At 72.5% G+C, this 14,688-nt stretch carries 18 protein-coding genes; 12 read left to right on the forward strand and 6 right to left on the reverse strand.

Going from position 1 to position 14,688, the window contains the following annotated elements:
• Positions 1-45: 45 nt before the first annotated feature.
• The 4 genes from BM342_RS18915 to BM342_RS18930 form a co-directional block, all read right to left on the reverse strand.
• Positions 46-1,467 (reverse strand): MFS transporter, encoded by a 1,422-nt coding sequence (locus tag BM342_RS18915; RefSeq protein WP_092969224.1) that lies wholly within the window; start codon positions 1,465-1,467, stop codon positions 46-48.
• Complete coding sequence (locus tag BM342_RS18920) at positions 1,464-2,096, reverse strand: isochorismatase family protein (RefSeq protein ID WP_092969227.1); 633 nt, start codon at positions 2,094-2,096, stop codon at positions 1,464-1,466. Before BM342_RS18920 ends, BM342_RS18915 begins: the two co-directional genes overlap by 4 nt.
• A gap of 55 nt (positions 2,097-2,151) precedes the next feature.
• The gene (locus BM342_RS18925; RefSeq protein ID WP_092969229.1) at positions 2,152-2,589 is read right to left on the reverse strand and encodes a MarR family winged helix-turn-helix transcriptional regulator; all 438 of its coding nucleotides are present in this window, start codon (positions 2,587-2,589) and stop codon (positions 2,152-2,154) included.
• Between the two features lie 85 nt (positions 2,590-2,674).
• Positions 2,675-3,544: a carbohydrate kinase family protein gene (locus BM342_RS18930; protein WP_092969232.1), complete on the reverse strand. Its 870-nt coding sequence runs from the start codon at positions 3,542-3,544 to the stop codon at positions 2,675-2,677.
• Positions 3,545-3,921: 377 nt separating this feature from the next.
• On the opposite strand from BM342_RS18930, the gene BM342_RS18935 reads away from it, so the two are divergent.
• The 12 genes from BM342_RS18935 (at position 3,922) to BM342_RS18990 (ending at position 13,281) form a co-directional block, all read left to right on the forward strand.
• The gene (locus BM342_RS18935) at positions 3,922-4,821 is read left to right on the forward strand and encodes a DMT family transporter (RefSeq protein WP_092969493.1); all 900 of its coding nucleotides are present in this window, start codon (positions 3,922-3,924) and stop codon (positions 4,819-4,821) included.
• Between the two features lie 162 nt (positions 4,822-4,983).
• A complete protein-coding gene (locus BM342_RS18940) occupies positions 4,984-5,343 on the forward strand; it encodes a GntR family transcriptional regulator (protein WP_092969235.1) in 360 nt (119 codons plus the stop codon).
• Positions 5,340-6,242, forward strand: coding sequence for an ABC transporter ATP-binding protein (locus BM342_RS18945; protein WP_092969238.1), 903 nt, complete (start codon positions 5,340-5,342; stop codon positions 6,240-6,242). The genes BM342_RS18940 and BM342_RS18945 overlap by 4 nt, the downstream gene beginning before the upstream one ends.
• Positions 6,239-7,009, forward strand: coding sequence for a hypothetical protein (locus BM342_RS18950; RefSeq protein ID WP_092969241.1), 771 nt, complete (start codon positions 6,239-6,241; stop codon positions 7,007-7,009). Before BM342_RS18945 ends, BM342_RS18950 begins: the two co-directional genes overlap by 4 nt.
• Positions 7,010-7,175: 166 nt before the next feature.
• Positions 7,176-7,973, forward strand: a complete 798-nt coding sequence (locus BM342_RS18955; RefSeq protein WP_092969244.1) for an ABC transporter ATP-binding protein — start codon at positions 7,176-7,178, stop codon at positions 7,971-7,973.
• A complete protein-coding gene (locus tag BM342_RS18960) occupies positions 7,970-9,295 on the forward strand; it encodes an FtsX-like permease family protein (protein WP_092969247.1) in 1,326 nt (441 codons plus the stop codon). Before BM342_RS18955 ends, BM342_RS18960 begins: the two co-directional genes overlap by 4 nt.
• A 50-nt stretch (positions 9,296-9,345) precedes the next feature.
• Entirely contained in the window at positions 9,346-9,669 is a 324-nt protein-coding gene (locus BM342_RS18965) for a chorismate mutase (protein ID WP_092969250.1), read from the forward strand.
• Positions 9,666-10,583 (forward strand): SDR family NAD(P)-dependent oxidoreductase, encoded by a 918-nt coding sequence (locus BM342_RS18970; RefSeq protein WP_092969253.1) that lies wholly within the window; start codon positions 9,666-9,668, stop codon positions 10,581-10,583. The genes BM342_RS18965 and BM342_RS18970 overlap by 4 nt, the downstream gene beginning before the upstream one ends.
• Positions 10,580-10,804 carry a hypothetical protein gene (locus BM342_RS18975; protein ID WP_092969256.1) on the forward strand — a complete coding sequence of 75 codons (225 nt, stop codon included), beginning with the start codon at positions 10,580-10,582 and terminating at the stop codon, positions 10,802-10,804. The genes BM342_RS18970 and BM342_RS18975 overlap by 4 nt, the downstream gene beginning before the upstream one ends.
• Before the next feature lie 194 nt (positions 10,805-10,998).
• Entirely contained in the window at positions 10,999-12,183 is a 1,185-nt protein-coding gene (locus tag BM342_RS18980; protein ID WP_092969259.1) for an alcohol dehydrogenase catalytic domain-containing protein, read from the forward strand.
• 40 nt (positions 12,184-12,223) lie between these two features.
• On the forward strand, positions 12,224-12,841 hold the full coding sequence (locus BM342_RS18985) for a hypothetical protein (protein ID WP_092969262.1): 618 nt from the start codon (positions 12,224-12,226) through the stop codon (positions 12,839-12,841).
• 20 nt (positions 12,842-12,861) lie between these two features.
• Positions 12,862-13,281, forward strand: coding sequence for a pilus assembly protein CpaE (locus BM342_RS18990; protein ID WP_092969265.1), 420 nt, complete (start codon positions 12,862-12,864; stop codon positions 13,279-13,281).
• A 117-nt stretch (positions 13,282-13,398) separates the two neighbouring features.
• Here the strand turns inward: BM342_RS18990 and BM342_RS18995 are convergent, their stop codons facing one another.
• Both BM342_RS18995 and BM342_RS20245 read right to left on the reverse strand, forming a co-directional pair.
• Positions 13,399-13,650, reverse strand: a complete 252-nt coding sequence (locus BM342_RS18995; protein ID WP_092969269.1) for a hypothetical protein — start codon at positions 13,648-13,650, stop codon at positions 13,399-13,401.
• 11 nt (positions 13,651-13,661) lie between these two features.
• Positions 13,662-14,681, reverse strand: a complete 1,020-nt coding sequence (locus BM342_RS20245; RefSeq protein ID WP_255368966.1) for a GNAT family N-acetyltransferase — start codon at positions 14,679-14,681, stop codon at positions 13,662-13,664.
• Positions 14,682-14,688 lie beyond the last annotated feature (7 nt).

Here is a 14,688-nt window from a genome sequence, read left to right on the forward strand (position 1 = left end):
TGACCGGGCCTCGTGGTGTGACCGGCCCTCGCGACGACGGATGCCTCAGGCCGCCGCCCGCCACGGGAGGCGACGGTCGGCGAGCACGAGGGCGAGCACGACCGCGCCCAGCCCGACGATGACGAGCGCGATCGCGTGCAGGCCCTGGTCGGTGGCCTCGGTCGGGAAGGCGAATCCGAGCACTGCGGCCGCCCCGATCGCGCCGAGGTTGGTGCTCGTGCGCAGCAGTCCTGCCGCGACGCCGATGCGCGCGGCATCCGTCTGCAGGTAGAGGGCCGTCTGGTTCGCGACGCCCGTGAGGCCGGTGACCGCGCCGAACAGCAGGCTGAGCGCGATCAGGAGCACGACCGGCGTCGCGTCGTCGACGGCGAGCACGGCGAGCCCGCCGAGCACGACGACCGATGCACTGCCGATGAGCGGGCCGCGTACGAACGCCCGTCGCGCCACGAGCGCCGAGCCGATCGCGCCGACCACGGTCATCGGCAGCATCACGAGGCCCGAGACGCTCGCCGCGAGGCCGCGCCCCTGCTCGAGCCACTGCACGTAGCCGTAGAGCACGAGGTACATCGCGACCTGGGTGAGGAACTGGCGCGTGTAGGTGCGCACGAGCGGCCCGTTCGCGGCGAGCATGCGCACGTCGATGAACGGATGCCGCGCCCGCAGTTCCCACCCCACCAGGCCGGCGGCGGCGACGACCGCGACGCCGAGCAGCCACCAGGCGGGCCCGTCGGCGACCGTCTGCAGGAACACGATGACCGACACGATCGCCGCGGCGAACGCGAGCATGCCGAACGGGTCGACGGCGCTCGCGAGCTCGCGCGGTCGACGAGCGGAGGCCGCGACGGGCTCGTCTCGCGGGACCCAGGCGAGCGCCATCGCGATGCCGATGAGCCCCATCGGGATGTTGACCGCGAAGACCGCGCGCCAGTCCCAGACGCCCACGAGCACTCCGCCGAGCGGCAGGCCGAGCGCCGCGGTCACCTGCGCGGCGATCGACATGGCGCCGAGCACGGGGCCGGGGACGCCCGTGCCGAGCCGATCGGCACGCTGTCGGATGAGCATCATCGCCGTGGGGTTGCCGGCCGCGGTGCCGAGGCCGATGAGCACCCGAGAGACGATCAGCCAGCCGAACGAGGGAGCGAAGGCGCCGACGATTCCGGCGATGGTGACGACGACGAGTCCGGCGAGGAAGATCCGGCGCGGCCCGAACACGACCGCGAGCTTGCCCAGTGCGGGCTGGGCGACGGCGCTCGTGACGTAGACGGCGGCGACGAGGATCGCCGTCTGACCGGTGCCGACGTCGAACGCCGTCGCGATCGCGACGAGCGAGGTCGCGATGATCGACGAGTTGATCGGGTTGAGGGTCGATCCCCAGACGAGCGGGGCGACGAACCGTGCCGGGAACGGGCGACCGTCGGGCGACGGCGTCGCCCCGGTGCCCGGCCCCGGCTCGGCGACCCGGGTCACGCGCCGGCTGCGGCCTGCGCTCCGGCTGCGGTCGCGGGCAGCAGGGCGATGACCTCGGCGACCGTGCCGGTCTCGCCGATGCTCGGGAACACGAGTCCGACGCTGTTGTCGTGCGCGGCGAGGCTCGAGTCGGTCATCGCATCGGTCGCGATGGTGACGTGGTAGCCGTGCTCCCACGCGGCGCGTGCGGTCGACTCGACGCCCTTGCTCGTGGCGATGCCGACGACCACGACCTGCGTGACCCCGCGCGCCTGCAGCTGCTCGTGCAGGTCGGTGTTCTGGAACGCGCCCCAGGTGCGCTTGGTGATGCGGATGCCCTCGCCGTCGATCTCGGGCACGAGTGCCATCAGTTCGGGATTCGCGAGCGGCGACGGTGCGGCGGGCGCGCCTTCGGCGGCGGCCTTCGCGGCCTGGGCGGCCATGGCGAGCCCGGCCTCGGTGCGACCGGGTGCGCGGCCCGCGGCCTGCACGAGCACGACGGGCAGTCCGCGCTCGCGGAACGCATCGGCGAGCTGCGCCGCCTTCGCGATGACCTGGTCGACGTCGTGCACGGCCGGCAGGCGCGTGATGGCGTGCTGCAGGTCGATGACGACGAGGGCGACGGTGGGATCGATGGTGCTGAGGGTCATGCGCTGGGTCCTTCTGAGTGGTTCGGATGCTGCGGGCGGGCGTGCGCCGCTCGGGTCACGGGTCGAGCAGGCGGTCGAGCAGGTCGACCGCCTCGCCGATCGTGCGTCGTTCGGCCTCGGTCAGCCGCTCGGTCATGCCGCGAACGAGCCAGGAGTTCTTGTTGGCGCGGGCGCGCAGGATCGAGGCCTGGGCATCGTCGGTCAGGAACACGAGCTGCGCGCGACCGTCGTCGGGGTCCGGCCTGCGGTCGATGATGCCGAGCTTGACCAGTTCGGCGATCGTGGCGCTCATCGACTGCGGGCGCACGCCCTCGAGGCGCGCGAGCTCCGAGATGGTCGCGGTCTCGGCGCCGGCGAGGTGGTGCAGCACGGTGGCCTGGCTCGGGCTGAACTCCTGCAGGCCGCCCTCGGCGCGTAGGCGCCGCACGAGCCGGGCGCTCGTCACGCGCAGGGCTGCGGCGGTCGCCTCGAGGTCGAAGTCGTCGGAGGGCATACCGCCGAGCCTAGCATTTGTTCAGGCAAACTGCGCAGTTTGCCTGAATGGAATGGGTTCGTCACGCCATCCGGATGCCTGGAATTCAGGCGGATGCTGCGAACACCGCGTCGAGCGACGGGTGCAGGTGCCGCGTCGTGAGCACCGTCGTGGCGTGCCGTGCCCCGGCTTCGAGCGCGTCGTCGAGCGAGGACCCCGCGAGGTGGGCGTCGAGCACGCCCGACATGAAGGCGTCGCCCGCGCCGTTCGTGTCGACGACCTCGACCGGAACCGCCGCGACGCGGTGCACGCGCAGGTCGGCGTCGACCGCGACGGCTCCGTCGGCTCCGAGCGTGCAGACGACGACGGATGCCCCGCCCAGCACGCATCGCTCCATGAACGGCACCGGGTCGTCGCCGATGCGGTCGGCGTTCATGAAGATCCAATCCGCGGCCTCGATGAACGGGCGGTGGAACTCGGCCGATCCGTCGTAGTCGTGGATATCGGTCCAGATCGGCCGACCGGTCGCGCGTGCCGTGGCGATGAGCCCGCGCGAGCGCTCCGAGAGGTCGAGCACGATCGCTGCGGCATCCGTCATCGCCTGCACCAGTTCGGCCGATGCCGGCGTGCCCGGGTCGGCGGGTGTCGACAGGTAGAGCGAGACGCGTTCGCCCGCCGCGGTCATGAGGTTGAGGTGGCGCTCGGTGGCGTCGGCGGGCAGGTCGTCGACCTCGATGCCGGATGCCGCGAGCAGGCGTCGCACGCGCTCGCCGTCGGCGTCCGTGCCGATGAGCGTGTGCAGGCGCACCTCGTGGCCGAGCCCGACGAGTCCGAGCGCCTTGCCCGCCGAGGTGCCGCCGATCGTCTCATGCTCGGCGAGCGCGAACTGCATGTGCGGCACCGGCTCGGGCAGGCGGTCGAGCAGCACGATGCGGTTCCACGATGCGGCGCCGGAGATCACGATGGGAGCGGTCATGCGGGCCAGCCTGCCGCACCGGCGTCACCCATTGCAAGCGCTTGCAGAACCTGCACGCCCGCGGGCTTCCCTGCGCGCCCGAGGGCTTCCATGCGCGGACGCAGATGGCCGCCAGTTGGCACGGGAAGCGACCATTCGCGACCGCGCGACCGGATGCGACGCGAGGGAGGGCGCGAGCAGCGCGTGGCTGCCGACCTTCGGCGGGATCCGGACATCGAGTTCCTGCCGGCTCGGCGTGCGACCGGCGCGGGCGTAGCCTCTCCAGAGTGAACGCCAGCCCCACCCCCACCGCACCCGCCACGAGCGCGACCGGCAGCCCCGCGGCATCCGGCCCTCGCACCTCGGGCCAGGTCTCGACCCTGCTGCAGTTCGTCGCGATGGGGCTCGTGTGGGGCTCGAGCTTCCTGTTCATGAAGGTCGCGCTCGAGGGCGTCTCGTTCGGGCAGGTCGCGTGGTCGCGCACGGTGCTCGGGGCGCTCGCGCTCGGCGTGATCGTGCTGATCATGCGCCCGCGCGTCGCCCGACCCGACGGCACCCCGGGGCCGATCCTGCCGCGCGAGCGCATCGTCTGGCTGCACTTCCTGGTGGTGTCGCTCACGACCTGCGTCATCCCGTACCTGTGCTTCTCCTGGGCCGAGCAGTACGTCTCGTCGAGCCTCGCATCGATCTACAACGCGACGACGCCGATCATGACGGCGCTCATGGCGACGCTCGTCTTCCGCGTCGAGCGACTGGGGCTCAGCCGATGGGCCGGTGTGGGCGTCGGCATCGTGGGCGTGATCGTCGTGATCGGCCCGTGGCAGTACTCGGCGTTCACCGGGTCGCTCGCCGGCCAGCTCGCGTGCCTCGTCGCGACGCTCTGCTACGGCTTCACGTTCGGCTACCAGCGCAAGTTCCTCAGCCAGCGCCCGATCGCGCCGGCGACGTTCGCGTTCCTCTCGATCGGCGTCTCGGCGGTGGTCATGCTCGCCCTCACGCCGTGGCTCGCGCTCGAGCCCGTCGACCTCGACTGGACGATCGTCGGTGCGCTGCTCGCGCTCGGCATCCTCGGCACGGGCCTCGCCTACATCTGGAACATCAACGTGCTGCGCAAGTGGGGCCCAACCGCGACCTCGACGGTGACCTACGTGACGCCCGTCGTCGGGGTGACGCTCGGCATCCTGCTGCTCGGCGAGCGCTTCTCGTGGCACGAGCCGATCGGCGCCGCGCTCGTGCTGCTCGGCATCCTGCTCACGCAGGGCAGGCTCCGGATGCCGCGGCGCCGCGCCCGCGCGTAGGCGGTCGCACGCGGCATCCGCCGGTCTCGAGACCGCTGCGCCCCGCGACCGGCGGAACGCGCCATGCGAGACAACCGTCTCGCAGGGGTTGACAGTCGCGCCTCTAGGTGGTTGGTTAGTCAGTGAAGTAACTAACCAACGAACCAAGCAGGGCGAGGCGGCATGGACGAATCGCGACCGATCTTCATCCAGATCACCGAACAGGTCGAGAACGACATCATCGACGGCACGCTCGCCGAGGGCGCGCAGATCCCGTCGATCAACGAATTCGCGACCTTCCACCGCATCAACCCGGCGACCGCGCTGCGGGGCGTCAACCGGCTCGTCGACGACGGGACCGTCGAGAAGCGAAGGGGCATCGGAATGTTCGTCACCATCGGCGCCAGGGAGCGCCTCATCGAACGGCGTCGAGCCGACTTCGCCGACACCTACATCAGACCGCTCATCGTCGAAGCCGAGAAGCTCGGGCTCGACGTCGACCAGCTCGCTGCGCTCATCCGCGCGGAAAGGATCGAATCATGACCACCGTCGTTCGCGCGCAGGGCCTGACCAAGCGCTACGGCTCGTTCACGGCTGTCGACGCCGTCGACTTCACGCTCGAAGAGGGCCGCATCTACGGCCTCCTCGGTCGCAACGGCGCCGGCAAGACCACCATCATGCAGCTGCTCACCGGCCAGCTCTTCGCGAACGGCGGCGAGCTCGAGGTGTTCGGCCGAACGCCCGCCGAGCACGCCGACGTGCTGCGACGGCTCTGCTTCATCGCCGAGTCGCAGCGCTACCCCGAGGACTTCACGCCCGCGCACGTCTTCAAGGCCGCCCCGTGGTTCTTCGAGAACTGGGACGCCGCGTTCGCCGAGCGTCTCGTCGCCGACTTCCGCCTGCCCACGAAGCGCCGCATCAAGAAGCTCTCGCGCGGCCAGCTCTCCGCGGTCGGCGTCATCGTCGGGCTCGCGAGCCGTGCGCCCCTGACGTTCTTCGACGAGCCGTACCTCGGCCTCGACGCGGTCGCGCGCCACATCTTCTACGACCGGCTGCTCGAGGACTACGCCGAGCACCCCCGCACGATCGTGCTCTCGACGCACCTGATCGACGAGGTCGCGAACCTGCTCGAGCACGTGATCCTCATCGACCAGGGCCGCATCCTGCTCGATCGCGACGCCGAGGAGGTGCGCGGCTCGGCGACCACCATCGCCGGCGCACGGGCGGCGGTCGACGCGTTCACCGCCGACCGGCCGGTGATCGGCCGCGAGGGCATCGGCGGACTCGCATCCGTCACCATCGACGGGCGTCTCGACCAGGCTGAGCGCATCCGCGCCGCGGAGCTGGGCCTCGAGCTCGCGCCCGTGTCGCTCCAGCAGCTCATCGTCCACCTCACCGGCACCGACCTCGCCGGCACGGCCGAACAGGAGAAGGCAGCATGACCACCGCAACCGCGACCCCGCTCGTGCGCACCGAGAGCCGCTCGCGCCTCAACGAGATCTGGCGCATCGTGCGCCTGCACACGGTGAACCCGTCGATCTTCTTCGGCATCCCGTGGCTGATCCTCGGCGGCGCGTGGGCGATCACGATGGTGCTCGCGCTCATCGTGTCGAGCGCCTCCGGCGCGCCGGCCGACGACATCCTCACCGGCTTCCGGTACAGCTGGGCGGTGCTCTCGCCGCAGTGGTACCTCGTGGCGGTGGGCGTGCAGGCCATCGCGTTCACGTTCTCGTTCGCGCTCGGCTTCGGCGCGACCCGGCGCGACTACTGGCTCGGCACGAGCATCATGTTCGTGTTCGTCGCGGTCGAGATGGCCGCCGCGATCGCCACGCTCGTGCAGCTCGAGAAGCTCACGAACGGGTGGTGGATCGGCGCAGGCATGTTCGACGCGCTCTGGTACGGGCAGACGACGTGGCTGAACGACTTCTACACGTCGTTCGCGCTGCAGATGTTCGTGCTCTTCGTCGGCGCCGGCGCCACGACCGTCTACATGCGGTGGCGCATGAAGGGCATGCTCTCGCTCGCCGCGGCGGTCGTCGTGATCGTCCTCGGAGGCCTCGCGCTGCTCACCGCGACCAACTCGTGGGTCGGCCTCTGGACCTGGCTCGCGTCGATCGGCATCACGGGCGTCTTCACGATCGTGCTCGGCCTCGCCGTCGTCTTCGCCGTCGGCGGGTACCTCGTGATCCGGCGGGCGACTCCGCGCTGATCGAGGCCCCGGCTTCGGGCGCAGCAGGGCCGCGGCGCGGCATCCGGTGGGGGTCGGATGCCGTGCCGCACCCGTGTGCGGTGTACATCTGCAGTCGGATGCCGCGAGCCGGCGAATACGCCCCGCGCCCGACGCGCGGCGGCGGCCGCCCGAGCAGGCTGGAAGCATGAGTTCGTACGTGATCGAGGCGGCAGGCCTCAGCAAGACCTTCGGAACCGCGCACGCGCTGGCGGGCGTGAGCCTTCAGGTGCACACCGGCGAGTCGCTCGCCATCATGGGCGCCTCGGGGTCGGGCAAGACGACCCTGCTGCACTGCCTCGCGGGCATCATCTCGCCCGATTCCGGCACGGTCGGCTTCCGTTCCGGCATCGGGCTGGTGCCGGTCACCGAGCTCGGCGAGCGCGAACGTTCGCGACTGCGCCGGGAGGCGTTCGGGTTCGTCTTCCAGCAGGGGCTCCTCATCCCGGAGCTCACCGCGGTCGAGAACGTCGCGCTCGCCCTCATGCTCAACGGGATGCCGCGGGCGACCGCCGAGCAGCACGCCAGGGGTTGGCTGGCGGCCCTCGGCCTGGCGGGCATGGAGGATCGCCGCATCGGGCAGCTCTCTGGCGGGCAGGCGCAGCGCGTGGCCATCGCCCGTGCGCAGGTCACCGGTGCGAGCGTCGTGTTCGCCGACGAGCCGACCGGCGCGCTCGACTCGCAGACCAGCGCCGAGGTCATGACCGCGCTGCTCGACTCGACGACCGGTCAGGGGCGCACGCTCGTGGTCGTCACGCACGACGCTGAGGTCGCGGCCAGGTGCTCGCGCGTCGTCGAGATGCGCGACGGTCGCATCGTGGGCGAGCGACCGGGCGCGCGCAGCCTGCACCCCGCCGCCGCGGCACGCCTCGGGGCGCAGGGTGCCGGAGTCGCCGCGGCGACCGACGCCTCCTCCACGGGCTCGACCGAGGGGCTGCGGGCATGATCGCCCGGGTCGCCTGGCTGCTCGCACGCCCGGGATCGGCCGGCGCCGCGGCATCCGTGCTCCCGGTCGTCGCCTTCGGCGTGGTCACCGCGCTGCTGCTCACGGTCGCGGGCGGCGCGCAGACGTTCTTCACGTGGACGGACGAGCCGGCGATGCTCTACCAGTCGCTCGCGGTCATCGCGCTCGTGCTGCTCGTCGTGCCGCTCGTCTCGCTCGGCGGTGCGGCCGCACGACTCTCGGCCAGGCGGCGCGACGATCGGCTCGCGACCCTGCGACTGCTCGGGGCGACGCCCGGCGTCGTGCGCGCGCTCGCCGTCATCGAGGCCGCCGCCTTCGCCCTCGTCGGCGCGGTGCTCGGCGTGCTGGCGTACCTCGCGGCGGTGCCGCTCATCGGGCTCATCCCGTTCCGAGGCGAGCCGCTCGGTGCGGCAGGCGTGCTGCTGCCCTGGTGGGTGCTCGTGCTCGCCCCGATCGCGGTGGCGGCGCTCGCCGCGGCCAGCGCGGTGCTCGGGCTGCGACAGGTCGTGATCTCGCCGCTCGGCGTGCGCACCCGTCAGGAGGCGCCCCGCCTGCACTGGATCCGCGTGGTCGTCGGCATCGCGGTCATCGCGCTCGGCTACGCGTTGATGAGCGTGATCGGCGTCGCGCAGTTCGCGCTCGCGCTCATCACCATGCTCGCGGTCGCCTTCGGCGGCACGCTCGCGGTGCTCAACCTCGTCGGGCCGTGGGTGATCCGGCTCGTCGCGAGCGCGCAGGCGCGTCGGGCGAAGACGCCGGCGCGGCTCCTCGCCGCGCGCTCGGTGCTCGAGTCGCCGAAGGCGGCCTGGCGGCAGGTCGGCGGGGTCGCGATGACGAGCTTCATGGCCGTGTTCGCGGGCGTCGGCGTCGGCCTGCTCGGGGCGGTCGGCGATGCCGGAGGCGCGGGCGACCCCGAGTCGGCGCTGCTGCTCGAGGACATCCGCACCGGCATCCTGATCACCGTCGTCGGCTCGTTCCTCATGGTCGCGTGCTCGGTGGGCGTCGGGCAGGCCGCCGCGATCCTCGACCGCGCCGATCTCTACCGCAGCCTCGGCATGCTCGGAATGCCCGTCGCCACGATGGAGGCGGCCCGACGCCGCTCGGTCATGTCGCCGCTGCGCATCACGGCGATCGGGTCGGCGGTCGTCGCCGCGATCGTGATGCTGCCGCTCACGGGCATCACGCTCATCGTGGCACCGCTCTCGCTCGCGGTCATCGCCGGCGTGCTCGCGGCGGGCATCGGCATCGTGTGGCTCGGGCTCCTCGTGACCCGCCCGGTGCTCGAGCGGGCGTCGCTGGCGTGATGCTGCGCCGGGCCGGTCGCGCGGCCCGCCGGCGCGGGTAGGGTCGACGTATGACCAACGGCCCGATCGACGAACGTGATGCTGCGATGACCGAGCTCCTCGGCATCCGATCGAGCATCGACAACATCGATGCGGCGCTCATCCACCTGCTCGCCGAGCGGTTCAAGTTCACGCAGAAGGTCGGGCGCCTGAAGGCCGAGCACGGCCTGCCGCCGAGCGACCCGGGTCGCGAGCAGCGCCAGATCGCCCGCCTGCGGGACCTCGCGATCGACGCGCATCTCGACCCCGCGTTCGCCGAGAAGTGGTTCAACTTCGTGGTCGCCGAGGTGATCCAGCACCACGAGGAGATCGCGGGCGGGGCACGGCCCGAATGACCTGGTACCCGCTTGCGCTGCCCCCGCAGGCGGGCCGCCGATTCCTCGTCACGGGCGCCAACGCCGGCCTCGGGTTCTTCACCGCCGCACGGCTCGCAGCCGCGGGCGCGCACGTCGTGCTCGCCGGGCGCAGCGCCGAGCGGCTCGACGCCGCACGTTCCGCGATCCGCGAGGTCAGGCCCGCGGCATCCGTCGAGGCGATCGTCATCGACCTGTCGTCGCAGGCCTCGGTGCTGCGCGCGACCGACGCGCTGCTCGACGTCGAGCCGTTCGACGGCATCGTGGCCAACGCGGGCATGGTGCACACGCCGCGCACCCGCGAGCTCTCGGTCGACGGCGATGAGCTCGTGCTCGCGACCAACGTGCTCGGGCACTTCACGATGCTCGCCCGGCTGGTGCCCCACCTCACGCTCGGCGCCCGGGTCGTGTCGCTCGGGTCGCTGTCGTCGCGACTCTCGACGTTCCGCATGAGCGACCTGCAGCTCGAGCACGGCTACGACTCGTGGCGGGCGTATGCGCAGTCGAAGATCGCGACGCAGATCCTCGGCTTCGAGCTCGACCGGCGCCTGCGCGCGGCCGGCGTGGCCGTCTCGAGCGTCGTCGTGCAGCCCGGCTACTCGATCGGCGGGCTCACTCCGACCGTTCCCGGCGTCAACGAGCCCGACCGCGCGAAGCGGCTCCGCGACTCGTTCCAGCTCTGGGCGCAGGGCAAGCACCGCGGCGCCGAGGTCGCCCTGCACGCGCTCACGGCACCGGATGTCACGGGCGGCCAGTACTGGGGTCCCCAGCTCCTCACGCGGGGCCGGCCGAGCCTGCAGCGGCCGACCCGCACGTCGACGAACGAGAAGCTCGCCGCGAGGTTCTGGACCTTCGCCGAGGAGACGACCGGGCGCGAGTTCGCGGTCGGGGCATGAGCTCGTCCGAGCCTCGACCCGAGGCCGGATTCCTGCGCGGGCTCGTGGGCCGCTTCTTCGCGAGGCCGAACGTGCGACGCACGATCTCGCGCGTCGTGGTGGTGGTCGGCGCCCTGCTCATGGTCTTCGCATTGCTCACCGCCAGGTACGGGTACCTCGTGGTCGGCATCATCGTGGTCGGGCTCGGCGCGGCGATGGGGCCTGGGCGCCTCCGCCGCTGACCGGTCTCGCTGCGCGGCCTGATGGTCAGCGCACCCGGGCGCGCACCCGGGCGCGTCCCCCGAACGGGGAACCATTCACCTCCCGGTAACCATGCCGACGGATGCCGTTGGCGGCGCCTGCCTACGGTGGAATCCGAACCGCACAGCACGCGCTCCCCGGGCGCATCGGCCACGAAAGCGAGGGGGCAGCCGCGATGCACACCGTCGACCGCCTGAGTGAGCACGACGTGATCGTCAAGCCCTCGCCCGTCGCCATGGTCTGGAGCGAGCCGGGCCGTGCGCAGGAGGCGCTCGCGGTGCCCGGCGTGCACCTCTGCGACGGCGAGGCGCTCGTCGAGGTCGAGCTCGCCACGATCTGCGGCGCCGACATCCACACCGTGCTCGGCCACCGCCCCGCCCGGGCGCCGCTCGTGCTCGGCCACGAGCAGGTCGGCCGAGTCGTCGCGATCGGGGCGGGCGCGATGCGCAGCGACGGTTCGCCGCTCGAGCTCGGAGACCGGGTCGTGTGGTCGGTCACCGTCAGCTGCGGCACGTGCGACCGCTGCCGCCGCGGACTCACGCAGAAGTGCCGCACCCTCGCGAAGTACGGCCACGAGCGCGTGCACCGCGGATGGGAGCTCTCGGGCGGGTTCGCGACACACGTGCAGCTCCGCGCGGGCACGGCGATCGTGCGCATCTCCGAAGACGTGCCCGCGGTCGTCGCGGCGCCCGCCTCGTGTGCGACGGCGACCGCGGTCGCGGCGCTCGCCGCGGCATCCGATCGCGTCGACCTCGACGGGGCCGTCGTGCTCGTCACGGGCGGCGGCATGCTCGGGCTCACCGCCGCGGCCCTCGCGCTCGACGCGGGTGCGACCGTGATCGTGTCCGAGCCCGACGCGGACCGACGGGCGTTCGCGCGCAGGCTCGGTGCCCTGAGCGCCGATCCGCGCGCCCGGGCCGACGGCACCGAGCGGCTCGAGTCCGTGCTCGCCGCGGCTCTCGGCGGCACCGGCGAAGGCGGCGGCGCCGGCGACGCCCGCGAGGTGCTCGTCGCGATCGAGGCGTCCGGTGCGGCTGCGGGCGTGCGCACCGCGGTCGCGAAGCTCGGCGTCGGCGGGGTCGCCGTGCTCGCCGGCAGCGTCACGAGCGGCACCGAGCTCTGCGTCGATCCCGAGTCGATCGTGCGCAGGCTCGTGACGCTCACGGGCGTGCACAACTACGACGCTCGTCATCTCGAGCTCGCGGTCGCGTTCCTCGAGCGAGCGTGGCGCACGCTGCCGCTCGACGAACTCGTCGGCTCCACGCACGCGCTCGCGAAGCTCGACGTCGCGCTCGACGAGGCCGCGTCCGGCCGGCACATCCGGGTCGGCGTCGCGCCGGGGCGGCGGGTCGCCCACTGAGCTGCTTCCGCCGGGGTCCGGTTCGAGGGAACATTGGGGGATGACCCCGAACCCCGACCCCGGCGGGAGCGTCCATCCGAGTGCGCCGCCGTCGACGGTGCCGGATGCCGCGGGCGCGCCCAGTGCGTCGGCGGGCGTCGACGCCGCAGCGGCCGTCGGGGCACTCGTGGCGGATGCCGCGGCGCGCCTCTCGGCCGCCGGCGCCCGCACCGAGGTGCTCGCCGAGTACGAGCCGCCGCGTCGAGTGCTCGGCATCCCGCGCGCCGCGCGCATGACCCGGATCGGCGAGGTCTGGCGCCTCGGCGTGCTGCTCGTCTCTGCCGACGCCCGGCTGTACGCGACCGGTCGGGTGGTGCGCGCCGAGCGTGCGGCGCGCAAGAGCATCACCGCCGAGTCGGTGGCCGAGCAGCGGGCGCTCCGCGCCGCTGCCGTCAAGGGCGGCATCCCCGAGGGGGCGACGGTCTCGTTCGACGCGGAGCCCGTCGAGCTCGGCGCGCTGGCGGAATCCGGGGCGCCCGCGGCATCCGATCCGCTCGTGGTCCGCGACGGCGAGGTGTTCGTGCGCTGGAACCCGAACTCGCCCGACGCCCTGGCGCCGCTCGCGCGGTACCTCGCCGAGCGCGTCGAGCTGCTCGCGAACCCGCCCGAGCGGGCCTGAGTGCGAAGCGAGGGCGAGCGATGATCAGCAGGGAGCTCGCGACCGCGCTGAAGGGTGCCGGACTCGTCTGGCATCCGGCGTCGGGCGACCGGTTCCAGCTCGACCTGCCCGACGAGGTCGAGTCCGAGGTCGACGCCGAGGTCTTCACGGTCAGCGAGATGACGATCGAGTCGCACCCGACCCCGTCGGGAACGATCCTCGGGTTCAACGGCACGACCGAGTGGGCGCTCGACTCGGTCACGCTCGCCGATGCGGTGTGGCTGCCCCGCGAAGACCAGTTGCGCGAGCTGCTGCGCAGCACGTTCCGCAGCCTGACGAGACTCGACGACGCGTTCGAGGTCGAGGTCGAGATCGCGGGGTCGCCGATGCGGTTCGAGCACCCAGAGGTCGCCGAGGCCTACGGCCGCGCCCTGCTGGAACTCATCGGCCGATCCCGCTGAGACCTGTCGCCACGCGTCGGGCCGCGAACGGGTCAACCCGGCGGTCGTTCGGTGATGGATGCCACCGGATTCGCCCACTCGTGGGCGAGACGACGGAGCAGGCGGAGGAGCGGTGTCTCAGTCGCGCTCGGGATCGGCGTCGGTGCGCGACGGACGCACCTCCGAGGCCTGGACCGCCTCGATGACGCTGTCCTGCAGCCCCTTCTGCCCGGTGTACAGCTCCTGGTGCACCTCGAGCGAGCTCATCATCGGCCCGAACGCCGCGCGCAGGCGCTGCCCGCGCTCGGCGCGGATCGCGCGAACCGTCATGCCGACGACGATCGCGAGTGCGAAGGCGGCTGCGCAGATGCCGACGATGAACGGTTCCATGTCGACCGATGCTACGTCGTGCGCACCCAGCGCCTCCAGTCGAGCTGCTCGGCGTAGCCGAGCGACGACCAGAGCGAGCGCCCGAGTTCGTTGTGCTCGAGCACCATGGCGTCGATGCGGCCCGCCCCGAAGGCCGTGAGCCGGGCCTCCGCGCGACGCATCAGCTCGCGCGCGATGCCTCGACGGCGGTGCGAGGGCGCGACGGCGAGCCGGTACAGGTGCGCGCGCCAGCCGTCGTACCCGGCGATGACCGTGCCCACGATGCGGCCGTCGTCGCGCGCGACGATGAGGGCGTCGGCGTCGCGCTCGAGCAGGCGCGCCACGGCCTCGGGGGTGTCGATCGGTCGGGTGTCGTTCTCGCCCGCGACCTGCCAGAACGCGATGAGCTCGTCGACGTCGTCACGGGAGGCGGAGCCGTAGGCGAGGCCTGCGGCCGCGGCATCCGCCGGCTCGTGGATGTCCGGTTCGGGCGGCGCGTCGGCGCGGGGTGCGGATGCCGCGTCGCGGGCGCTGCCCGGCTCGAACCCGAATGCGGTGATCGGCGCGAGGTCGCCTGCGGCGACGCGCTCGAGCACGAACCGCTCGTGGTGCACGACGAGGTCGGGCAGGTCGCCGAGGTCGAACCAGCGCAGGTCGTCGGCCTTCGTCTCGAGCAGCACGGGATCGCCGGCCCAGGCGCGACAGGCGAAGAAGAAGTCCACGCGCTGCTCGACGCTCGCCGAGGTCGGCCCCGTGCGGTGCATGGTCGTCAGCGGCACGAGGTCGGCCGGCGCGATCTCGACGCCGATCTCCTCGGCCGCCTCGCGCAGCGTGCCGTGCACGACGGACTCGCCCGCGTCGATGTGGCCGGCCGCGGAGGCGCCCCACCAGCCGTCGTAGTAGCCGGTCGAGGCGCGGCGCTGCAGCAGCACGCGCTCGCCCCTCGGCCCGGCGTCGAACAGGAACACGTAGCCCGCCGGGATCACGGCGAAACGGCCGTGGGCGGCGGCGTACTCCTGCGAGTACGCCTGCCGCCCACGGCCGTCAGCCATTCCGAGC

It is taken from the genome of Agromyces sp. CF514 (assembly GCF_900113185.1).
Taxonomy (GTDB): Bacteria; Actinomycetota; Actinomycetes; order Actinomycetales; family Microbacteriaceae; genus Agromyces.